Source organism: Paenibacillus nuruki, from assembly GCF_001721045.1.
GTDB lineage: Bacteria > Bacillota > Bacilli > Paenibacillales > Paenibacillaceae > Saccharibacillus > Saccharibacillus nuruki.
This window is the reverse complement of sequence record NZ_MDER01000051.1, coordinates 22019-46489: the sequence shown is the minus strand read 5'-3', so window position 1 is coordinate 46489 and position 24471 is coordinate 22019. Positions and strand designations below refer to the sequence as shown.

Here is a 24471-nt window from a genome sequence, read left to right as displayed (position 1 = left end):
GTACATATTCCGCCTGCTCATTAAATAGTTCCTATCAATAGCGACGACAAGGACAATACTGCCCCTGAAGCGCTCTCCCTTTTCAGCACGAAACCGACCACAGCTTTTAGTTCAAAAACGCATCTAAAGCAATCGTTACTTTTCCTTTAGCATCAAAAGCACCTTTAGTATATTCGTACCACGTACCGTAAGACTGAGGTTCCCAATAGAACACACCTAATCCTTTACCACCAGAGACAGAACGTGTTTTGTTCAAAATGTCGGTCAAAAAGGCTTTAGACGTTGCCGGATCACTAGCATCCATACCGACTTCACAGACCATGACTTCTTTGCCATAACGAGCGACCATATCATTCATATTGGTTAACGTTTGTTGATTCAAAGTTTGCCAATTATTTTTCTCTGGATAAAGCGACATTCCGATGACATCGTATTTAGCACCATTCGCTTTGAGTCCATCGAACATCCAGCGATACAATGAATTATCATAGCCGTTAGATAAATGAACAATCACTTTTGTACTGCTATTGACTGCTTTTGTCGCATCATACCCGGAATTGATTAACCAGGCGAAGTTTTTCATATTAGCAGAAGCACGTCCTTCTTCCCAGAGCATACCGTTGTTCGTTTCATTACCAACTTGTACCCATTCTGGCGTAACTCCTTGCGCTTTGAGAGCAGTCAGCACATCATACGTATGATCATAGACAGCTTTCATTAATCCGTTAAAATCTTTGCTAGACCAATCTTTAGGCTTGGTCTGATGAGCAGGATCAGCCCAGACATCGCTATAATGGAAATCAATCATAATACGGAAACCCATTTTTTTAGCACGAACCGCTTGTTTGATCACATCTGCTTTATTAGAGAAATTTTTAGCAGGATTAACCCATACACGTAGACGAATCGAGTTCATTCCATGATCTTTAAGAATTTGTAGAGCATCTTGCTTAACGCCAGCATCATTATAAAAAGCCCAGTTATACGATTCCATTTCAGATAACCAACCAACATCAGCACCTTTGGCAAATGTAGCCGCATCTGCTGTAGAAGTCAGTGGAGCGACACTATAGCTTAATCCTGTTAGAATAGAAAGACTCAATACAACCCCAGATATACGTTTCATGATTTTACCAGACCACTTGAACATAAATAACCTCCTCAGTTCTTTTTGATTGTATGCGTTTACATTAAACGTTTTAAAAAGATTCCTTTTGCGAAGGAACAAGATTTATTGTAGCTTGCAGGTCAAAGGAAAGGTACCTATAAAAACTCAATATTTTAGCACTTTTGACAATAAAGATTCGTTAAATGAATATTTCTATAGTTAGGTGAACATCAAACATCATATCTATATAAAGATAGCTTTTACACAATATGTTAAAAAATATATATTGATTATTTACAAACGGTAGACATACACTTTATGATAGTACTGTTACTACATAGTAAACATTACGTATAAAATGCCTTTATTTGCTAACAAAGTTGTTCTTTTTATAAACGATTTTTCTTTTTAAAAGGAGTTGTATACCCAATTGGCGAAATAAATAACAAGAATGTTATAAAAATGTGTCGATCGTTTAAAGGTTATGTCTGAACTTACCGATAAATAATGTATTCAGTATTTCCTTTACCCACACAATAGAACTCATCGGATAGGCACTTGTATCACAATAATGACTGGGATATCGCATCATACATAATGTGAACCAGGGAATGGTAGGGATGATATGAAAAGAATAAGTTTATGGATGCTAACTCTGATCATGATTTTGATGGTAGTCTTGCCTTCGACAGGACATGCTGCCATTACAGCGAGCACTCATATTAATTTGGATGGGCAAGAGTTAGCTCTACCTGCAAGCGGACAAGTAGAGACAGTAGATGGAACAGTGATGGTACCGCTACGTGTTATCGTAGAACAATTAGGTTACAAAGTGAGCTGGTCGAATAAGGCACAGACAGCAACGATTAAAAAAGATAAAACAACATTACAACTTGTAGCAGGTAGTCATGTGGCTACGGTCGACAATAAATTGATTGATCTACCTGAAGCGCCTTTATTGCAAAATGGAACAACGCTTGTTCCGCTTCGGTTTATCAGTGAAAATACAGGAACAACAGTCAAATGGGACAATACAGTCAAAACGGTTTTTCTAACTACACCTAAAAAAATAGAACCTTCTGTACCTGATAAGACTCCAGATACGACAACACCAGCAGATACAACCAATGCTTCTGCTTTGCAAGCGATTAGCTTTAGTGATAGTCGCTTAACAGTGACGTTAAATGGAACAGCATCACCTAAATACAGCGCACTGACGAATCCGAATCGTATCGTGCTTGATTTACCGAAAACCGCTTTTTCAGATTCATTTTTAAATGGAAAAGTAATGAATCTAGGTAATGTAGGAAAAGTCGATGTAGCAGGTGATCCAGATGTAGCAGGTATCCGTTATTCATTATTTAGTAATGCACCATCTACAGTGCGTGTCGTGATGGATCTGAATAACGCACAGAAATACAAAGTGATCAATAACAATAAAGGTGTAGTCATTGTCGAATTAGATGGTGCAATTAAACCAGCATCTACAATCAACAATGGAACAGGAACGACCACCAATAATGGAAACACACAGGTATCAGGTAATCCGAATACGTCTACCGATCCTGTAATCACTAATCCAGACGGTTCAACATCTCCTGCTTCTGATCCTAATAACGATCCGAATACGACTCCAACCGATACACCTTCAACGGCTGTCCCTGTCACACCGGGTTCTGGACCAGGGAAAGATGGCAAGAAATTAGTCGTTATTGATGCAGGTCATGGTGGTAAAGATTCAGGTGCAATCAGTCTGACAGGACGATATGAGAAAAACTTTACATTGCCAGTCGTACTCAAAATTCAAGCTTTATTAGAACAAGAGCCGAATATCGATTTTGTGTTAACACGTAGCGATGATAGTTATCCTACTTTGCCAGATCGTGTGAAGATTGCCAATGATCTGAATGCCGATGTATTTGTATCGATTCATGGAAATAGTACAGATTCTGCTGTTTCTCCAAGTGGTACAGAAATGTATTACAGCCGTACAAGTAGCTTGAGTCTTGCACAAATCGTGCATAAACATGTGGTAGCAGCTCTAGGATTATCGGATCGTGGTATTCATCAGAAGAGTCTTCATGTGACACGCGAGACGAAAATGCCTGCTATATTGATCGAAGCTGGATATTTAAGTAGTCCGAAAGATGAAGCTTTAATGTATACCGATGCCTTTCAAGAACAATTAGCAGAAGCTGTTGTAGCAGGTATTAAAGAATATTTAGGGGTAGAATAACGTTATTTTGGAAATGTATTCGACCACTACTGTTTCATTATTAAGATGGAGTGGTAATTAACCACGGTAAACTAATGACGAACTTGTCATTTTTGTGGTTAATACATAGACTCTACACATCAGGAGACATCAGACCAATCGCAACAGAATTTTCAAGGAGGGCATCTATGAAACGAAATCTTATTACTCTGGTGACAGCGGCTGTGTTGCTCACTTCTACGCCTCAAATGATGGAAGCAGCAGCAACGCCTGTACCGGTAGGCAAAGTGAATCTGCCAGTTAACTTCCGTTCAGGTCCGTCAGCAGATAGTACAGTGTATGGTACACTCCAACCTGGAACGAATATTAAAATACTTCGAGAAGTAAATAGTTATTGGTTACGAGTCAAAGTAGGCGTAAAAACAGGCTATGTATCGGCAAGTTATATCAACTATACACCTAAGCCAGCAGACGCTGAGACGATAAGTACACCAACAACGTCTACCAATACAGTATCCAGTCAAGAACAATCGTCTTCTAAGCTTCAGACACCAAAAGATACACCAACGATCACGCAAGCCAGTGCGCCTGCGCCCGTATCGCCAAGTACACCACCCGTGACAACAGTACCTCGTACCAATGATCCAGGTACAGGCATTATCGAACGCGGTGTTAATTTTAGAGCAGAGCCCAAAACAGGTAGTGCTGTATTACGAGTGATGCCTGTCGGTGAAACGTTCAAAGCTTTGGAACAACCCAGTGCTTCTTGGATCAAAATCAAAGATAATACAGGCACCATCGGTTATGTATCGACAGATTACGTATCGTATACATTACCAGCTTCAGCTACACCTGTGCTTACAAGCTTACCTGTAGATGCAATTCCAGAAGTGGATGATGTTCCATTCCAGCCACCTGTAACGGTTACACCACCACCTACACTAGCAACAGGGTCACCTTTGGATGAAGCGACTGCTGATCTTATTTTGGGTAGTGCATTAGCTTTACAAGGAATTACGCATTATGGTTATGGCAAAAATGAAGCACCTACATTGTTTGATTGCTCTTCATTTACACGGTATGTATTCGCACAAGCAGGTATTGATCTGGCTTGGGGAACACAATATCAGAAAAATGTAGGCATCGAAGTTGAACGTGGACAATGGCAAAAAGGAGATTTACTTTTCTTCTCAGGTGGAGATCCAAATGTGATTTCTCATGTAGGCATATACGCTGGCGATAACAAGCTAGTTCATAATAGTGTGAGTTTGGACGGTATCGCTATTTCTAATCTAGATCTTGATTATTGGGTGAAGCACTATGTAACGGCTCGCCGTGTTTTGCAATAGTTCAAAAGAATGTAGATTAGTTCATAGATCAAGATAGTAAAAACTTGTTTTCTTTACCTTACTTAAGGCAGAGAGAACAAGTTTTTACTATTTTCGACAAAATATATTGTAAGCGTTACCAAAAGAGTGTATACTACCTGTAATATAAAGGATTGTTACTGCTCTAGCAGGCAAAACCTAATTTGACGATAGAAGAACACATTACTGTGTATCCTCTGTGGTTGGATTAGGTTTTTTTACGTTCATCTTGATCTACATAGCTATAGAGCTAGTGCTTTTTTTTGTATACATCTATAAATCAAACGATTTGCCAATCAAGGAGGTATTCAAATGATGAAGAAAAAAGTTCAATGGTTGTGGTTGCTTGTATTCATGTGTATATTATCTAACAACGGTATCGCAGAAGGAGCCGTTCAATCTAACCAAACAAAGAGTGATACGATGAACTACAAATATGAAGAAAATGTAAAGCAACCTACAAGTGTAGGTATATTTAAAGGGTTACAAGCAGGTAACAATAATACATTAGTATGGTCAGGTATTCCCTATGCTCAAGCTCCTGTAGGAGACTTACGCTGGAAAGCACCTCAACCGATCTCATCATCTCCAACACAGCATTATAATGCTCTCCAAGCAGGCAATATCTGTACTCAATTAGCAGAGGGTAAAGTGGTTGGTGATGAAGATTGTCTATATCTTAATATTTATCGACCACATACGTCTGCAACCGACCTGCCTGTGCTTGTCTTTTTGCATGGCGGGGGAAATGTAACAGGAAGTTCGGCTGCTCTGGAAGCGCAGTCTTTAGCTACTAGCACGGACTCGGTTGTTGTGACTGTGAATTATCGCTTAGGCTTATTAGGATGGATTCATAACAAAGCAATACAAAGTGGCGATCCAGCAGAAGATTCAGGCAATTTTGCGCTATTAGACCAGATTGCAGCCTTGAAATGGGTACAACAGCAGATTGGTAGCTTTGGTGGTGATGCCAATAATGTAACATTAGGCGGTCAGTCTGCCGGAGCGCGCGATGTATTAGCCTTAGTCATTTCACCACTAGCCAAAGGATTATTCACCAAAGCGATGCCTTTAAGCGGAGGAATGACCACAGCTACACCAGCGGAAGGGCAAGCTTATTCCAATACTCAATTAGCCAAAGTATTAGTTCAAGCAGGTAAAGCTGCTACTGAAAGTGAAGCACTCACGTATCTTAAAAAAACAGATGCTACTACATTACAACAAACGCTACGTTCACTGGATAGTAAGCAACTGGTTCAAGCTGTAGGTAGCGTTATGATTCGAATGTCTGAATTTCCGCATTTATTTGCAGATGGATATGTTCTACCGAAAAATGGATTCGATGTTGTACAAAGTGGCAAATACAATCGTGTACCGATGTTAATTGGTAGTATGAAAAATGAGTTTAATGTGTTTGCTGCTTATGATCCACAGTTTAGCGACCATTTTACCAACAATACATGGGACAAAGCAGAGCAGAAGCAGTTCTGGCAAGCGACCGAATATGGAAGTCAATTATATTCCGCGTTTAATGCCGATCAAGTAGCGAATACATTTACCAAAGATAGTAAAGCATTACCGATCTATGTGTATCGTTTTGCATGGGGAACCGATGTAGATGGATTACAAGCACCTGCCAAATACCTAGCAGCTACTCATGGTGTAGATATGGACTTCTTGAGTGGTAACTTTGCGCAAAGTAATTATGGATTATTATTTAAAGATCAATTTTACAAAGAAGATAATCAAGCAGGAAGAGTACAATTGATGCATCGTTACCGTCAATACATTCGCCATTTCTTGCATGATCAACCTATTCATAGCGGGGCATTACCTGTGTGGCAATCATGGCAACAATCAGGACAACTATTGCAATTTGATGCGAATAATAAGCAAGCCAATATCAAAATGATTGAGCCAGCGCCAACATCAGCTACAATGAAAAAGTCGATTCAATCTTCCTTATCAGAAGCTTCTCAGTCTGTAGTATGGGACAACGTATTAAAAGGTAGATTTTTTATGGAGTCACAATATTAGAACAAATGAGATAAACTAGAATGAAAAGTACTGAATCAGCAGAGGTTACTCGCTAATCAGTACTTTTTTTATTATAATAAAAAGTTTGAATATCCTTCTACTTGTTTAAATTTAGCTATAATTATATGATAGATATAACTAATGGATGAACTTGACATAAATCTTTGGGAGGCACCATGAATATAAATCCTAAAACAGCAGCAGTCGACTGGGAATATGTAGTACAGAATTTAAAATCTTCTGTAACGATTGCAGATGCACGAAGAAGAGACTTTCCGCTTGTTTTTGTAAATAGTCATTTCACAGAATTGACAGGTTATACTAAAAACGAAGCGATCGGATATAACTGTCGTTTTCTACAAGGGGTAGATACCGATCCAGCAGCGGTTAAAAAGATTCGTGAAGCATTGAATAAAAAAGAATCTGCTGTCATTGAGATTTTGAATTATACAAAGAATGGAACTCCTTTTTGGAATGAAATTAATTTAGATCCTATTTTTGATCGAAATGGTGAATGCCATTATTTTGTAGGAATTCAATTTGATATTACAGATCGCAAAACAGCGGAGCAACAAGCCAAACGTGCAGCCGAATTAGCAGAAGCTGCTAATCGTGCGAAAAGCCGTTTTATCGCTAATATGAGTCATGAGTTCCGTACACCATTGAACGGTATTATCGGGATGACTGAATTGATCTTATTAAGTGAGATCGATCAAGAACAACGCGATAATATGAAAATTGTTCAAAATAGTGCAGAGACATTATTAACATTAATTAATGATGTACTGGATTTCTCTAAGATCGAAGCAGAAAAAATGAATCTAGAAAATATCGAATATAATATTCATGAGTTGATGGATATTACGATCAAAGCGCATCGTCCATTAGCGTTAGAGAAAAAGATCGATTTGCTTCTTCATATCGGAAAACGTGTACCTCAAATCGTGTTAGGAGATCCGCACCGACTGAAGCAAGTGCTGAATAACTTGATTGGTAACGCTATCAAATTTACAGCAGAAGGTTCGGTAAAGATTTCACTTGAAGGACAAGAATTATCTGAAGATAAGTTGATGCTTCATTTTAAAGTTAAAGATACAGGTATCGGCATTGCAGAAAAAGACATGCCTAAATTATTTAAAAGTTTCAGTCAAGTAGATGATTCACAGACTCGCAAATTTGGTGGGACAGGTCTAGGACTTGTTATTAGTCAGCAAATTGTTGAGTTAATGGGTGGACAGATCACGGTGGATAGCGATCCGGGAATCGGCACAATTTTCCAATTTACGATTCCAATAGGTTATGCTCATACATCTACGAGTGAAGGGATGAACAAAGAATACACGCCTTTAGTACAAGATATCGAACCACCAGAAGATATGGTTACTGAATCCAATCCTAATAGCTTAAAAATACTATTAGCTGATGATGACCGGATTAGCCGTCTTATTACGATGCGTATGTTAGAAAAGCTGGGGCATCGTGCAGAATTTGCAGAAAATGGTCTAGAAGCTGTTCGTGCATTAGAAAAAGATTCGACTTATGATCTGGTACTGATGGATATTCAAATGCCTGTAATGGATGGACTTCAAGCTACAGATGAGATTCGCCATTCCAGTACGATTCAGAATCGAATGATTCCTATCGTTGCCTTAACAGCTCATGTATTCAAAGACGATCAGGAACAAATCTCAGCTTCAGGCATGAACGGTGCTCTATCTAAGCCGTTACCTATTCAAAAGCTAGCTGAAATGATTGACTCGGTAAAACAAGAACTACAAAAATAAGATCAAAAAAACCGCCTTTTGATTAAAAGGGGCGGTTTTTTTTGATCTTATCTATTTGGATATTACGAATTGAGTCTACTTCAGATGCTGTACTTCAGCTATTAAGCATTTCTATTAATCTTCAATAGTCGACAAATCACCCGTAGGTAATTCTAACTCCCAAGCTTTCAAGACACGACGCATAATTTTACCACTGCGTGTTTTGGGAAGTTTGTCTTTAAATTCAATCTCACGTGGAGCCGCATGAGCAGATAATCCTTCTTTGACAAAACGAGTGATCTCTTGCTTCAGTTCTTCGGTAGCTGTATAACCTTCTCGAAGCGAAATAAAGGCTTTGATAACCTCACCACGCACAGGATCAGGCTTACCGATAACTCCTGCTTCAGCGACTGCCGGATGTTCTACCAGTTTACTTTCGACTTCAAATGGACCTACACGCTCACCAGAGGTATTGATGACATCATCGATCCGTCCTTGAAACCAGAAGTATCCGTCTTCATCCATATAAGCAGAATCCCCTGAGATATACCATCCCGGAATACGTGTATATTCTTCAAATTTGGCAGGATTATTCCAGATTTTGTACATCATCGAAGGCCATGGTGTCTTAATCGCCAAGTTCCCCATTCGTAGAGGAGGAAGAATATTGCCAGCATCATCAATAATAGCCGCTTCTACACCCGGAATCGGACGACCCATCGAACCAGGGCGGATATCCATACGTGGGTAGTTACAGATAAGCTGTGCACCTGTCTCTGTCATCCACCATGTATCATGAATCCGTTGTCCATAGACACGATAACCCCAGCGAATAACTTCAGGGTTCAGCGGTTCACCTACGCTTAATACATGACGAAGTGAAGAGAGATCATACTGCTGAACAACTTCATCTCCAGCTCCCATTAACATCCGGAAAGCAGTAGGCGCACTATACCAGACGGTCACTTGATAGCGTCCAATCGTCTCATACCAATCTTGTGGGCTGAATCGTCCTCCGCGCACGATGTTAGTCACTCCATTTAACCATGGTGCAAAAATACCGTAAGACGTTCCTGTGACCCAACCCGGGTCAGCAGTACACCAATACACATCATCCGCTTGAAGATCGAGTACAATCCGTCCAGTGTATTCTTGTTGAATCATTGCACGATGGACATGATACACGCCTTTAGGCTTGCCTGTAGAGCCTGAAGTATAATGAAGGATTAGACCATCATCAAGATCTACCCATTCGACCTCTGCTTCAGTAGAAGCTTTGCTCATTTCTTGGGCAAAATCAATATAAGGAGCAGTAATTTCTGCTGCTTCCCCTACAAGAATCACATGTTGAAGTTCTGGCAAATCAGCACTTGGAACCCGTTCAACCAATTTGGGGGTTGTAATAATAGCGATAGCACCACTATCTGCCAAGCGATCTCTAACTGCCGTTTCCATAAAAGCTTCAAATAAAGGCCCTGCAACTGCACCGATTTTGATAATACCGAGTAGTGTAAAGTACAGTTCAGGTGTTCTCGGCATAAAAATAAAGACCCGATCGTCTTTACCGATTCCTAGTTGGCGAAGCATATTAGCAGCACGATTCGATTCTTGACGTAATTGTTCAAAGGTATACGATTCACTACGTACTGCATCACTGTAATGAAGAGCGATATGATCACCACGTCCAGAAGTAGCATGACGATCTATCGCTTCATAAGCCAAATTCACTTTTCCCGATTCATGCCACGAGAACCTTTTTTCTACATCAGCCCAGTCAAATGTACGACTGGCTTTTTCATAATCCATCATATTGGCTTGTGTAGCTTCTACAGCAATAGTTTCCACGTTATCTTTTCCCATAATGACCTCCATGATTACTGAGATACGATCTTGTGTTGCGATTACCATATATAGCGCTTACAAAAAACAATACTACGATTTCACAAATTGTTCAATTTTATATTTTCCTGTAGTATAGCATAGCGAAATATCCTTTTCTTTACAAATCACTTTTACATCATAATCATGAAAAAAATCATAAATTTACATTTTGACTACAAAAGATTACAACTTTGTAGTAATATATAACGAATGAAAATGATTCGTATTGAATAACTTAACTATTTTAGACGAACATAATAATTCAAAACGAATAATTATGCTAGTGATTGAGTTCTTTTAGAACCAGTATTCGATGTCTACCCTAATAGTCAAGCAGATCAAAAGGAGAGATGTGTACCTAGAAATCTTAAGCATTAATTATACTTTTTAACTTAAAAGGAGGTTTGTCACGTAATGAAACAAAGTACCATTTCTCCCAGGCAAACGATTGGCGAGGTAGGCATGATCCGAGCTATCGCTTGTATGAGTGTTGTATTATTACATTCGATCAAATTCACTACAGGTGAAAGCACAGAAGGTGCAATTCAATTTGGACTGTGGACTCTGGCTGGACTGCTTTCGTTTGGGACATCTACATTTGTCTTTATATCCGCATTAGTCTTAGCTTATTCGTATCCCAATCATTTGCCTAAGCAGTTCTATAGTAAACGAATTAAATTTCTATTGATTCCATTTGCTTGTATGGCTGTCTTTTATGCGATCATGTCGGGTATTCTAAATGGATGGTCAATTCCCAAGCTAGTTGTATTTAATTTACTGGGAGCTTATCACGGATGGTTTGTATTGGTTATTTTCCAGTTTTATATTCTACATCAACTGTTTAACAAATATATAGACCGCTTTTCAGCGAAATGGGTACTTATGATATCGCTAGTAGTGAATGTAGGGTATTTGGCTTTCTTTAATCTGGTAGAACCGCCTAGCAATAATCAGTATATTTCCTATATTTGGGATCGAGGATACTGGATGCCATTTACAGGTTGGGTATTTTACTTTGCACTTGCTTATTATTGCGGTAAAAATTATCAGACTTTTATGCAGTATATTGTAAAATACAAAGTATGGATCTATGCCGCATTACCTGTATCGATTGCGTTGATTCTGTACAATAATGTATATTCTAGTTTTGGATTTGGCTCAAAACGAATGGACATGATCTTATTCACAGTATTATTGATTTTTGTACTCTTTTTAGCGTTCCGTCATGTAAAAAAAATGCCACCTATCTTATCTGCGATTAGTCAGTATTCATTCGGCATTTACTTGTTACATTGGTTCTATCTACAAATGATGGATCTCGCTGTGGAATCTTTTCATTGGTCACTAGGATATTTGGAGATTCCTTTATTATTTATCGGAGGGATCGCTTGCTCGTATCTAACGATTAATATATTGAATCGTATGAAAATAGGTAAATATATTGTAGGTCGAGTGAATGTGCCGAAGTCAGCTACAACACTATCCAATCGCAAGTTGGCTACAGAAATTAAATCATAATATATTCAATATAGATATAGAGCAGACCTTCTTAATGACTAAGAAGGTCTTTCTTTGTAGAACGACACATACATTTACTGCAAAAGTCGGTATAATCAAAACTACAAAGAAAGCGTTATCAAAAAAATATACTATAAAACACAACCTATTCAATACTCTAATACAGAAAGGAATCTCAGTATGGAGCATTTGAAAATCCCACAAACGGAAACACTGGTGTCTCCTCGGTGTACATTGATATTAGAAGGGCCCGTCTCTCCAGAACATATTCGTACCAAGCAGATGCATCCTCAACTTGATGCTTTTCGTCGTCCACCTGAACAGTGGGAAGCATTGATTGAAATTGCGGCATTGGATGAAGGACGTATTATTATGGCGTGTGACGGTGATATGATCGTCGGCTATGTTACTTTTCATTATGCCGATGAATATGAACGATGGTCTGAAGGAAATATGGAAGATTTGATCGAGCTGGGTGCAGTTGAAGTAGCTAATGACTATCGCGGACTAGACATTGCTAAGAAATTGATTCAGCTTTCTTTTCGAGAAGAGCAATTGGATCATATGATTGTATTCACTACAGAATACTATTGGCATTGGGATCTTGAAAGTACAGGGCTTAGCGTCTGGGATTATCGCAAAATGATGGAGCAGTTAATGAAAAATGTAGATATGGTCTGGTTCGCGACAGATGATCCTGAAATATGTTCTCATCCTGCCAATTGTCTTATGGTACGTGTAGGTAAATATGTGCCGCAATCTTCTGTAGAAGCATTTGATCGCTTGCGATTCCGTCAGCGATTTATGTACTAATTAGGAGCGATAGAAAGGAGAATCGATAGATGGACAAAGCAGCATATATGTATCACCCTGATAGTCTAAAATATGTTTTTCATCAGAATCATCCATTTGATCAGCGTAGATTAACGTTGACTCGTGATCTGTTGCAACAAGTGGATGCTTTGTCTATAGACCAAATCTTTGTGCCGACTGAACTGCCTGATCATCATTTGTTACAACAAGTTCATATTCCTGAATATATCGATGTTGTAAAGCAACTAAGTGTAGAACATCCTGCCACAAAAGCGATGGATCATGCTGCGCAATATGGTCTTCATCAAGGCGATACTCCTTACTTTGCAGGTATGCATCAGAGTGCGCTGTCGATTGCTGCTGGCTCGGTAACTGCGGCGCAGATGGTGATGGAGGGTCAGACGACACATGCGCTTCATTTGGGCGGTGGACTGCACCATGCGATGCCACAGAAAGGGGCAGGCTTCTGTATTTATAATGATGCGGCACTTGCTATAGCTCATGTACGAGAAGCTTATGGAGCTAGAGTCCTCTATATTGATACCGATGTGCATCATGGGGATGGAGTAGAGATGTGCTTTTATACCGATCCTGATGTATTCACGTACTCGATTCATGAGACTGGTAAGTATTTATTTCCGGGAACAGGAAGAGTTGAAGAACGAGGTGCAGGTGAAGGGTTTGGATTTACAGTCAATCTACCCCTTGAACCGTATACAGAAGATGATTCGTGGTTAGAATGTTTTGAGACAACACTGCATCAAGTGTTAGAACGTGCTCGTCCTGATCTCATTATTAGTCAGCATGGATGCGATGCTCATGCACTTGATCCTTTGTCTCATTTGCATTGTTCGATGCAGATCTATCGGGAGATGCCTCGTATGATCCACGAAGCCGCTCATCAATGGTGCGAAGGACGGTGGGTAGCCCTTGGTGGTGGAGGATATGATATCTGGCGTGTGGTGCCTAGAGCGTGGTCATTGTTATGGCTTGAAATGAGCAACCATCCACTACTTCAACAGATTGATCAAGAGCCATTACTATCACTACCTGAGGTCTGGCTAGAACGCTGGCAAGTAGAAAGCCCTGTCGATTTACCACGTACATGGTTAGATGATGTCACACGCTGGGAACCTATTCCAAGGCGAGATGAGATTACTTTATCCAATCGCAAAATCTGTGAAATAGCGGCTACTTATTTAAAATAACAGCAGAATAGAATTGCTAGTATCCAATTGTGTTATAACTGGTATAAAATAGCAATAAGCCAGCTTGTAACAAAATCGTAATCACTTAAAAGTGGCGAAATGCACATTTTCGGGTATATATATTTTGCCGGGAGATTGGCAGACGAAGGATTTTCACATACAACGTGTAAAAGGGTAAGGTAATATGAACAGTAAGCAGGGAGAATTACCCTATGTGTAGAAATAGATACTATAATCAAGTAATGAGGTAAATCTATCATTCATTTATAGTATGGAATGGTCTGCCGATCCCGAAAGGAAGAGATATGTATGTGCTATATCCTATCACCAGCGAATGTATACCCGGATCGTTATTGGTTTAAGTACAATTTCAATGATTCGCCGGATCATTTGAGTTTCAAAAAAGGCACACCTCAACGAGATTGGGCGAAGACGCCAAAGTTCCATTTGCAAGGAGATATCGATCTTAATCACTTAATGCATTTTGATTGGTTTATGAGTGACGGTCCAGATTTGGTCGGACCCAGGCTAGCTAATGTGATTCGACAATATGCAGATAAAGATGTGCAATTGGTAGATGCAGAAGTCACTGTGAACGGAACACCGCTGAATGGATTTCAGGTGCTCAATATTTTGACCGTTATCAATTGTCTTGATCCCGAAGAATCTGTACATATTCCACTACTTCCGGGTATTCATGGAAGTCCAGTACATTACATTTCGGTGGCTTTTCAACCGGATGGGCTTCGAGGTCATGGACTCGTTCGTTCGAACGAAGATATCAGTCTAATAGTAGCTTCTTCTGAATTTGTAGAAGCGTGCCGTGCGCAGAACATAGCTGGCATTGTTTTTAAGGAAAATCTGTAGTATCTATAGGTGCAACATGCCTTAATAGGCGGTCTCCTTCTTTTTTGGAATACAAGGGTATCGTTAAATGATTCATTGATTCTTAGCGTTACATGTCTCTGCAAATTATATGATAATCACATGAAGGGGGCTTTTCCATGAGTAAGAAAGAAGTAGTAGCAATGTTGCTTGCCGGAGGTCAAGGCAAAAGACTCAAAGGTCTAACAAGATTCCTGGCAAAGCCAGCCGTATATTTTGGTGGTACTTATCGTATTATCGATTTTCCTCTTAGTAATTGCGCCAATTCACGTATTGATACAGTAGGTGTATTGACACAATATGAACCCATGGTCCTTCATGCATACATAGGTGTTGGTAACGATTGGGATATGGATCGCAAAAATGGTGGAGTCTTTGTATTACCGCCACATGAACGCGAAGAAGGTAGTAGCTGGTATCAAGGAACAGCAGATGCGATCTATCGCAACCTTAATTTCGTGGAAAGATTCGATCCTGAACACGTTCTTATTTTATCCGGTGACCATATCTACAAAATGGATTATGGCAAAATGCTGGATTACCATAAAGAAAAAGACGCAGATTGCACCATCTCTGTAGTCAATGTCACGCTGGAAGAAGCAAGCCGTTTTGGTATGCTGAATACAGATGATGATCTTAAAATTTACGAGTTTGACGAAAAACCAGAACATCCAAAAAGTACACTTGCTTCTATGGGAATTTACTTGTTCAAATGGGATGTGCTTAAATCTTATCTAATTCAAGATGAGACGAATCCAACATCTTCTTATGACTTCGGTAAAGATATTATTCCTTTACTGTTAGATGATGATAAAACATTGTACGCTTATCCATTCGAAGGCTATTGGAGAGATGTCGGTACAATCCAAAGTCTATGGGAATCCAATATGGACATGTTATCCGAACATCCGGAATTGGATTTGAATGATCCAAACTGGCGTATTTTCACACGTAGCCCGAATCAGCCTGCTCAATACATTGCACCTGAAGCTAAAGTCAGTGATAGCATTATTAACGAAGGTTGTATTGTACATGGTGAAATTAATCATTCAGTTCTATTCTTTGGCGTGGAAGTCGGCGAAGGTAGTATGATTACTGATTCTGTTATTATGCCTAATGTTAAAATAGGTAAAAATGTCCGTATTCACCGCGCGATTATTGATGATGGTATGGTATTACCAGATGGCACACAAATCGGTGTGGATCGTGAAGATGAGAGCGAAATCTTACTAATAACGAATGAGTCATTATAATATAGAGGACGGTGATGGGAATGAAGGGCTTCGTAGGAGTTATCAACCTGGATCATGAATTAGACCAATTAAATGAATTAACATATTTCCGTTGCGGTGCAGCCGTTCCATTTGGTGGACGCTATCGTCTGATCGATTTTGCTTTATCAAATATGATGTATGCAGGTATGGAAGATATCGCATTATTTGTTCGTCGTAAATATCGTTCATTGATGGATCATCTAGGCGAAGGTAGACCGTGGGACTTGGATCGTAAACGGGGCGGACTCTTTATTTTGCCACCGGATTGGCATGATCCAACCGACACTTCACTTGGGGATCTGCAACATATTCATAATAATATGGACTATTTCCATCGCAGTTCTGGTGATATCGTAGTGAACAGTGGAACACAGCATGTGAACAAAGTAGATTTCAATGAAGTCTACAAGTATCACAAAGAAAAAGGTGCTGATGTCACTGTTGTTTACAAAAAAATAGCTGAATTGGAACCAGAGCATGGCCCATGTCGTCGTGTAGAAGTAGATGAGAATGGATATGTGTCCGGTTTTCACCATGAACGTGATCACAGCAATGTTTATCTAGAAATCTTTATTATGGATAAAGAATTGTATTTGGATCAAGTTCGTTACTCTATCGCTCATGGCAAAAGCTATTTCTTCCGTGATGTGATTCAGCACAATCCGAATGGTCTGAAAATTGCAGCTTATGAATATACAGGCTACAATGCAGTCATCAATTCAGTGGAAAGTTATTACAAAAACAGTCTGGCTTTATTGAACCCGGATAACTATATGAAGTTGTTCCATGAAAAACCAGTACAGACCAAAATTAAATACGAAGCACCAACCAAGTATCTAGAAAGCGCTAAAGTGACCAATTCGCTTTTGGCAAATGGATGTATTATTGGTGGAGAAGTTGAAAATAGTATTCTGTTCCGTGGAGTTAAAGTGGAAAAAGGCGCACGTGTTGTCAATTCGGTTATTTTGCAAAAATGTACAATCGAAGCAGGCGCTGTTCTGGAAAATGTTATCTTGGATAAAGATGTTCGCATTTCAGGTGATCGCACATTGATTGGTGATGTGATAAAACCATACGTTACAGCGAAGAGCACTTCCGTCTAAATACAGAATAGAAATAGAATAGAGGAGGAACGCCCTGTTGTTTACAAGCAAAGAGTCATTCAAAAGTATATTTCAGGATAATGTAGTGTCCAAATTAGGAAAAACGTTAGAAGAAGTATCAAGTGAAGATGTATATACGATTCTAAGTCGCATGATCCGTGAATCAGCGGGAAAAGAATGGGCAGCAACGAACCGCGAATTTAAAGATAATGAAGAAAAGCAAGTCTATTATCTATCACTTGAATTTCTGATAGGACGTCTACTTGGTAATAACCTACTCAATATGGGTGTCCTTGAAATTGTACAAGAAGGTCTGGAAGACTTAGGGGTTTCTCTTTCTGAAATAGAAGAACAAGAAGCAGATGCAGGTCTAGGTAATGGCGGTCTTGGCCGCCTTGCTGCTTGCTTTATGGATTCACTAGCTTCCCTTGGATATGCAGGGCATGGCTGTGGTATTCGTTATAAGTACGGTTTATTTGAGCAAAAAATAGTGGATGGTAATCAAGTTGAATTACCAGATAACTGGCTACAAAAAGGGAACGAATGGGAAGTCCGTCGTGACGACCGTAAAGTAGAAGTTCGCTTTGGTGGTAATGTTCAAGTTCATGAAAAAGATGGCGAACTTGAATTCTCTCTTCATGATTATGAGGGTGTCTGGGCGATTCCTTATGATGTTCCGGTGATCGGATACAAAGGTAATAAAGAATCTTCCCACATGAATACTCTTCGTCTGTGGAGCGCAGAACCAATGCGTGAGATGGCAAGTCGTAGTTCTTCTTCAGGAGGCAACTATTACAGCTATCTGGATTACAATCGTTCGGTTGAATCGATCTCCGAGTTCTTGTATCCTGATGATTCTCAATATGAAGGACGACTGCTTCGCTTGAAGCAACAATATTTCCTTTGCTCTGCTGGTCTTCAAAGTATTCTGCGTACCTATGACAAATTAGGGCTTAGTTATGAAGAATTGCCGAAAAAAATAGCGATTCATATTAATGATACGCATCCAACACTGGTTATTCCTGAACTCATGCGTATTTTATTAGATGAAAAAGGCTATGGATGGGATACTGCATGGGAAATTGTAACGAAGACGGTCTCCTATACAAACCATACAATTTTGAGTGAAGCTTTAGAAAAATGGCCGACTCATATGGTACGTGAACTATTGCCACGTGTGTATATGATTATTGAAGAGATCAATACTCGTTTTTGCGGAATGTTGATGGATAAATATCCAAATGATCCTGATCGTGTAGCGCATATGGCGATTGTTTTTGACGATCAAGTGAAAATGGCACATTTGGCGATTGCAGGTAGTCATAGTATCAATGGTGTAGCTGCATTGCATACCGATATTCTGAAGCAACGCGAAATGAAAAATTTCTACGAGCTATATCCAGATCGGTTCAATAACAAAACAAATGGGATTACGCATCGTCGTTGGTTGATGCATGCTAACCCTGAATTGTCTCAGTTGGTTAGTGAATCGATCGGTACACGCTGGATCACGCATCCACAAGAAATGGTTGGCATTTTGAAATATAGCGAAGATGCTAGCTTCCAAGAACGGACAGCTCAGATCAAGCTGAATAATAAGCAAAAGTTAGCGTCGTATATTGAGCAAAAATACGATGTTAAAGTAAATACCGACTCGATCTTTGATGTACAGGTTAAACGCCTGCATGCTTACAAGCGGCAGTTCTTGAATATTCTTCATATTATTCACCTGTACCATCAGATCAAAGCTATGCCATCACTGGATATGGTTCCACGTACGTTTATCTTTGGAGCCAAAGCAGCGCCAAGTTATTATTTAGCGAAAAGTACGATCAAGCTGATTAATAGTGTAGCTAACGTTGTGAATAATGATCCAGATGTGAAAGACAAACTGAATGTCTTTTTCTTAGAGAATTATTCAGTGTCTTTAGCAGAGAAGATTATTCCGGCGGCTGATGTCAGTGAGCAAATCTCGACAGCCAGTAAAGAAGCATCCGGTACAGGGAATATGAAATTTATGATGAATGGTGCTCTAACCGTGGGTACATTGGATGGTGCTAACGTGGAAATGCATGAGATGTTAGGCGACAATAACATGTTTATTTTCGGCTTACATGCAAATCAAGTGATGGATTATTACCAGCATGGTGGTTACAATGCTCGTGATATCTATAACAGCGATTCACGTATTCAAGAAGTCATGAACCAACTGATTGAACGTGGACCATTCACTAATCATAACAATGAATTTGATATTTTGTACCGTTCAATTCTGGATATGAACGATGAGTATTTCGTATTGAAAGATTTCTCCGCCTATACAGAAGCTCATGTTCAGATTGATCTCGCTTATCGTAATCGTAAAGAATGGCTGAAAAAATCTATTCACAATATCGGGCATTCCGGTAAATTCTCTAGTGATCTGACGATCGGGCAGTACGCGTCAGAAATTTGGAAAATCAAACCTGTGGATCGCCCTTAATATTGCATATGGATTGAATGAGCTGAATATAGTTAGTGAATGAAGGGAATCTTTCTTGGTATTGTGATTGTCTACGGATGATTATAATAGTGGAGAGGGTTTCCTTTTTCTTTTATGCGGTGAAGGGACAACGCTACGTAAAAGGATTATCCTCTCGATCGCTGTTAAGAATGGATATTTTGAACAACTGCTATCGCAGTAAATATCCATTCTTAGTGTATGCTTACGATGTAGTTTTCTTGCGAAAACTTGTAAGGCTAACGCTACGCTTCTTACGGATAATTCCTTTTCCTTCGCTAAATCAGTGTCTACATCCAAACAAGAAACACTTATTTATTATAGTTATAGTAGATCAGCAGATTTTTTTGCTAAAGATAATGAATATAATTCAGTTTTATCTTAAAAAGATGCAATATATCTAACACTAGAGTTACAAACTTCCACTGAGCGCAGGGAGCGATATTGTTCTGAAAGAGCGAAGCGCTCGCCTTTGTAAATGGATACCTACCGCAAAGCGGTTGATCAAGGTATTCATTTACAACAAGCGACGGCAAGAACAATATCGCACCCGGAGCGCTGTAACTCTAAAACCACCCACCCAATATACAGCTTAAAACACCCCCACACCCATCCGTTCCCCACCCGTACGATTCTTCTGATACTGCTTCGGCGTAACCCCCGTGTACCTTTTAAAAATCTTCGTAAAATAACTCTGATCATGGAACTGCAATAACGTTGAAATTTCCGCTAGTGAATAATGAGAGAGGCTGATTAATTTTTTCGCTTCATCTATACGTTGTTGCTGAATGTAGACAACAGGCGAACAGCCGATTTCTTTTTTGAATAACTGCGATAAATAATCAGCATTTAGCTTTGTTTCTTTTGCCAAATCTTGTAGATGAATCGGTTCGTACAGATGGCTGAAAATATAATGACGTGTGAGATTAACTTCATGCGAATATCGTTGCTTTTGCCCTTCCAGTACGCGATCCACAAAGTCAGCATTACATCGTTGAGTCGTCATATGCACTTGAGCGGGATTTTCACATTCTTCCACCGCTTGAATATAAAAGTCGCTTAACGTATAAGCAATTTCGGCGTTGACTCCGCCATCCATTGCTGCACGTGTGACGAGCGTAACCGAGCAGATACCTAGATTTTTTTCGTTACGTAACAAGCTTTTTTTGGACAATACGCCTAATTTTTCAGTAGGAAAGCCTAATTCCCACTGGATCAAATCTTCTTTGCGACCTTCTCGAATATATTGAAGAAAGACACGTTCCATTTCTGGATTATGATGATAACGATCCGAGGTCGAGTATTCTGGATCATTCTCATGATATGTTAAGGATTCAGATGAAGCTCGTGGAATAGAGTCCAAATACACACGGTGAATAGACGTAGCAGGAATATGCAGGTTATGTTGAATCAATTCGGCAATATCTAATTCTTGCTGGTACAGCATAAAATAAATCATGACCGCAGCATTATAGATACGTTCTTTGGAGATCAAAGGAACTTTTTTATAAAATGCCCATACTTCATCTTGCTGACGGAATGATAACTGATGATCTACAATAATGCCTTTGATCAATTCTTCCGGGACAATCGCATTGAAAAAAGGACCTGCGATCAGTGCACCTGCCATCGTGGTAGAAGTAGTATGAACTGTAGAAGATAGATCAGAAGCGGAAACATTCCTATTTGCATCACTACTAACATTTTCATCTATAATAGCATCTGGATACGAATGTAAAGGTATAATGAGATACTGTTCTACAAAATTAGTCGCATGAATTAGTGGATACTTGCCCTGAATATGTTTGGTCAATAATTGCAATCCTTCACTTTTACTTGTATACAAAGGGTTAAAGTTCTGTGCAGGGTATTCTTCAATCAGTACAGCATGCTGATCTACAAGATAAAGTGGAATCTGATACTCAATATGTATACATTTCATCATAAATTTAAGGGTATTTAACCAGTGACTATTCATATTATTGTCCAACTCCAATCATTTTTGCATCGATCCTTTTTTATTATCGAATAATAAGGTATTTATTATTTTACTAAAAAAATAGGAATAATACCATAAATATAATGTCATAACGCTTACATTAGAGCAGTACACTATATACAAATAGAGAATAGCAATTGGAAACGAGGGCATACGAATGATAGGAATATGGAACAGTACATCACAATTACAATCATCCAAGTGGAAATTTTTATTTGAGGTTCAGCAAGAGTCTCCTAAGCCAACACCACAGGATTACTCTTTGACCGTGCAAATGGAGCCATTACCACTTGCTCTAGATATCAAGCACATCCATGTAGAAGGTAATACGTTGAAAGCTACCGGAAGTGTGGTTGTGTTGCCGCATGGAGAAGGCGAAGCTACGATTGAAATGGTATTTGAAGAAGATTGCTTTACTGGCTTTATTTCACTACCTTTTACAGGAGTGATGAAGCTTGATGGTACAAGAGGTAGAGGACAATCGTTAAGCGAAGAATTGATTAACGTCGTTGCTCCTTATCATAAAAATGATGTTATCGAACGTACTCCAGAAAATATTCAAGCTCAAGTCGAACAGTTGCTTGGCGAAATGACGATTGCCGAGAAAATCGGGCAAATGAGTCAGTGTATGGCTTCTGATTTTGCTTTTGGTGGCGATATCGAAGCAGAATCAGCAGACGTTCTCGTGGAACAAGGACGTACAGGTTCGATCTTAGGTGCTTTTAATAGTAGTCGTGTATTTGAATTGCAAAAAACAGCTGTAGAAAAATCTCGTCTGGGTATCCCATTGATGTTTAATGCGGATGTTATTCATGGTTTCCAGACGATTTTCCCTGTACCGCTGGCATGGTCTTGTAGTTGGGATATTGAAGCGATTCGTGATGCTTGTGCAATCGCCGCCAAAGAAGCAACCGCTACAGGAATTACCTATAACCATGCACCTATGGTTGATATTGCACGTGATGCTCGTTGGGGACGTGTAGTCGAAGGTTCAGGTGAAGATCCGTATCTAGGTTCCCTTATTGCTAGAGCGCAAGTAGAAGGCTTCCAAGGGGCTAGTTTATTTGACAAAGAAACATTGATTGCTTGTCTGAAGCACTTTATTGCTTATGGTGCTTCTGAATCCGGTCGTGATTACAATACTGTTGATATTTCAGAATGGATGTTGCGTAATCTGTATTTGCCTCCTTTCCAGGCTGGTCTTCAAGCAGGTGCGGCTTCGGTGATGAATGCCTTTAACTTTTATCAAGGGATTCCGATTGCAGCCAGTGAAGTAATTTTGAAAGATTTACTACGTGACGAATTAGGATTCGACGGTATCTTGATCTCTGATTATGGTGCAGTAGAAGAGATTTACACGCATGGTGTAGCGAAAGATCGTAGTGAAGCTGCTCGTCTATCGCTTAATGCAACTATGGATATCGAAATGGTATCGCAAACGTATGAGCAATTTCTACCACAGCTTGTAGCAGACGGCAAGATTCAAGAACAGCAATTAGATGATGCTGTACGACGTATTTTGACTTATAAATATCAGATCGGTATTATGGATGATCCTTTCCGTTATGTGCGTCCAGATAAAGAAGTCGAGTATCATTTCAACGAAAACCATCTACAAGCTAGTCGTGAATTGGCGCAGAAATCAATCGTTTTGCTCAAAAATGAAGCTCAAACGTTACCGCTTCATGTGGCTGAATCGAGTGCACGCATTGCAGTCATCGGACCTTTCGGAGATAGCAAAGATTTGTTAGGACCTTGGCAGTTTTCCAAATATGGAGCAGATACAGTCACTCTATTAGAAGGATTACAAGCCAAAGGCATTCAAGAAGATCGTCTGCTATACAGTGAAGGTTCCAAAGTGAATGAATCGATTGTAGGTGGAATTGAACGAGCACTTGAAGTGGCTAGTCATGCCGATGTGATCTTGTTAGCACTGGGTGAAAATAGTGAAATGTCCGGTGAAGCGGCTTCACGTATGGATATTACGATTCCTGAACCACAGCAACAGTTAGCAGAAGCGATTGTTGAATTAGCGAAGCAATCAGGTAAAGCGGTGGTATTGGTTCTTACCAATGGTAGACCACTGGTGCTGGATTGGTATGAGCAACATATGGATAGTATTGTTGAAACATGGTTCTTGGGATCGCAAGCAGGACATGCGATTGCTGATGTATTAGTGGGTGATTACAACCCGTCTGCCAAATTAACAATGAGCTTTCCGAAGCAAGTGGGACAAGTACCGATCTATTACAATCACTTCAATACAGGTAGACCGGTTACTGCCGAAAATGAACACGAAAAATATATTTCCAAATATTTAGATGGTCCGAATGATCCGTTATATCCTTTTGGTTATGGACTGAGTTATAGCCAATTTGAATATTCTACTATCGAATTAAGCCGTTCTACTATGCAACGTTCTGAGTCGATTATAGCAACGGTTCAAGTGACGAATACCAGTGCAGTGGCAGGACAAGAAATTGTACAATTGTATATTCAAGATCTATACGGAAGTACGGTTCGTCCTGTCAAAGAACTAAAAGGATTTGAAAAAGTTACACTAGCTCCAGGTGAAACTGTACAAGTACAATTTGAAATCACAGAGGAATTGCTCAAGTATTGCAATGCACGACTGCAATGGGTAGCAGAAGCTGGAGAATTCAAAGTGTATATTGGTTCCAATGTAAAACACGTACAAGTAGCAGGGTTTGAACTGATTGAAGCTTGAATTAAAAAGTTTTTCGCTGTAACATAGTAGTGAAGTAAGTGCTTACAAAAAAATGTTGCTAACATTTTGAGC

The 24471-nt window shown here is 39.5% G+C and carries 15 protein-coding genes; 12 read left to right on the top strand and 3 right to left on the bottom strand.

What is annotated here, in order from left to right; genetic code table 11:
• Nucleotides 1-106 precede the first annotated feature (106 nt).
• Nucleotides 107-1150 carry a glycoside hydrolase family 53 protein gene (locus PTI45_RS15080; protein WP_069328426.1) on the bottom strand — a complete coding sequence of 348 codons (1044 nt, stop codon included), beginning with the start codon at nucleotides 1148-1150 and terminating at the stop codon, nucleotides 107-109.
• Nucleotides 1151-1733: 583 nt separating this feature from the next.
• Here PTI45_RS15080 and PTI45_RS15075 point away from each other — a divergent pair.
• The 4 genes from PTI45_RS15075 to PTI45_RS15060 all read left to right on the top strand — a co-directional run bounded on the left by PTI45_RS15075 (nucleotide 1734) and on the right by PTI45_RS15060 (nucleotide 8511).
• A complete protein-coding gene (locus PTI45_RS15075) occupies nucleotides 1734-3344 on the top strand; it encodes an N-acetylmuramoyl-L-alanine amidase family protein (RefSeq protein ID WP_069328425.1) in 1611 nt (536 codons plus the stop codon).
• A 167-nt stretch (nucleotides 3345-3511) separates the two neighbouring features.
• On the top strand, nucleotides 3512-4672 hold the full coding sequence (locus PTI45_RS15070; RefSeq protein ID WP_069328424.1) for a C40 family peptidase: 1161 nt from the start codon (nucleotides 3512-3514) through the stop codon (nucleotides 4670-4672).
• Between the two features lie 330 nt (nucleotides 4673-5002).
• Nucleotides 5003-6727 (top strand): carboxylesterase family protein, encoded by a 1725-nt coding sequence (locus PTI45_RS15065; RefSeq protein ID WP_069328423.1) that lies wholly within the window; start codon nucleotides 5003-5005, stop codon nucleotides 6725-6727.
• A 176-nt stretch (nucleotides 6728-6903) separates the two neighbouring features.
• Complete coding sequence (locus PTI45_RS15060) at nucleotides 6904-8511, top strand: ATP-binding protein (protein ID WP_069328422.1); 1608 nt, start codon at nucleotides 6904-6906, stop codon at nucleotides 8509-8511.
• Between the two features lie 114 nt (nucleotides 8512-8625).
• Here PTI45_RS15060 and acsA read toward each other — a convergent pair whose 3' ends face one another.
• Nucleotides 8626-10350, bottom strand: a complete 1725-nt coding sequence (gene acsA, locus PTI45_RS15055; RefSeq protein WP_069328421.1) for an acetate--CoA ligase — start codon at nucleotides 10348-10350, stop codon at nucleotides 8626-8628.
• Nucleotides 10351-10785: 435 nt separating this feature from the next.
• Here acsA and PTI45_RS15050 point away from each other — a divergent pair, with 435 nt between their 5' ends.
• From PTI45_RS15050 to PTI45_RS15020, 7 genes are all read left to right on the top strand, one after another.
• On the top strand, nucleotides 10786-11889 hold the full coding sequence (locus PTI45_RS15050) for an acyltransferase family protein (RefSeq protein ID WP_069328420.1): 1104 nt from the start codon (nucleotides 10786-10788) through the stop codon (nucleotides 11887-11889).
• A gap of 180 nt (nucleotides 11890-12069) precedes the next feature.
• A complete protein-coding gene (locus PTI45_RS15045; protein ID WP_069328419.1) occupies nucleotides 12070-12702 on the top strand; it encodes a GNAT family N-acetyltransferase in 633 nt (210 codons plus the stop codon).
• Nucleotides 12703-12731: 29 nt separating this feature from the next.
• Nucleotides 12732-13910: an acetoin utilization protein AcuC gene (locus PTI45_RS15040; RefSeq protein ID WP_069328418.1), complete on the top strand. Its 1179-nt coding sequence runs from the start codon at nucleotides 12732-12734 to the stop codon at nucleotides 13908-13910.
• A gap of 309 nt (nucleotides 13911-14219) precedes the next feature.
• Nucleotides 14220-14777 carry an imm11 family protein gene (locus tag PTI45_RS15035; protein WP_069328417.1) on the top strand — a complete coding sequence of 186 codons (558 nt, stop codon included), beginning with the start codon at nucleotides 14220-14222 and terminating at the stop codon, nucleotides 14775-14777.
• Nucleotides 14778-14914: 137 nt separating this feature from the next.
• Complete coding sequence (locus tag PTI45_RS15030; protein WP_069328416.1) at nucleotides 14915-16048, top strand: glucose-1-phosphate adenylyltransferase; 1134 nt, start codon at nucleotides 14915-14917, stop codon at nucleotides 16046-16048.
• A gap of 20 nt (nucleotides 16049-16068) precedes the next feature.
• Entirely contained in the window at nucleotides 16069-17172 is a 1104-nt protein-coding gene (glgD, locus tag PTI45_RS15025; protein ID WP_069328463.1) for a glucose-1-phosphate adenylyltransferase subunit GlgD, read from the top strand.
• Nucleotides 17173-17209: 37 nt separating this feature from the next.
• The gene (locus PTI45_RS15020; RefSeq protein WP_069328415.1) at nucleotides 17210-19654 is read left to right on the top strand and encodes a glycogen/starch/alpha-glucan phosphorylase; all 2445 of its coding nucleotides are present in this window, start codon (nucleotides 17210-17212) and stop codon (nucleotides 19652-19654) included.
• Between the two features lie 610 nt (nucleotides 19655-20264).
• Here the strand turns inward: PTI45_RS15020 and PTI45_RS15015 are convergent.
• Entirely contained in the window at nucleotides 20265-21617 is a 1353-nt protein-coding gene (locus tag PTI45_RS15015; RefSeq protein ID WP_175425193.1) for a helix-turn-helix domain-containing protein, read from the bottom strand.
• Between the two features lie 211 nt (nucleotides 21618-21828).
• On the opposite strand from PTI45_RS15015, the gene bglX reads away from it, so the two are divergent.
• Nucleotides 21829-24399, top strand: a complete 2571-nt coding sequence (gene bglX, locus PTI45_RS15010; RefSeq protein WP_069328413.1) for a beta-glucosidase BglX — start codon at nucleotides 21829-21831, stop codon at nucleotides 24397-24399.
• Nucleotides 24400-24471 lie beyond the last annotated feature (72 nt).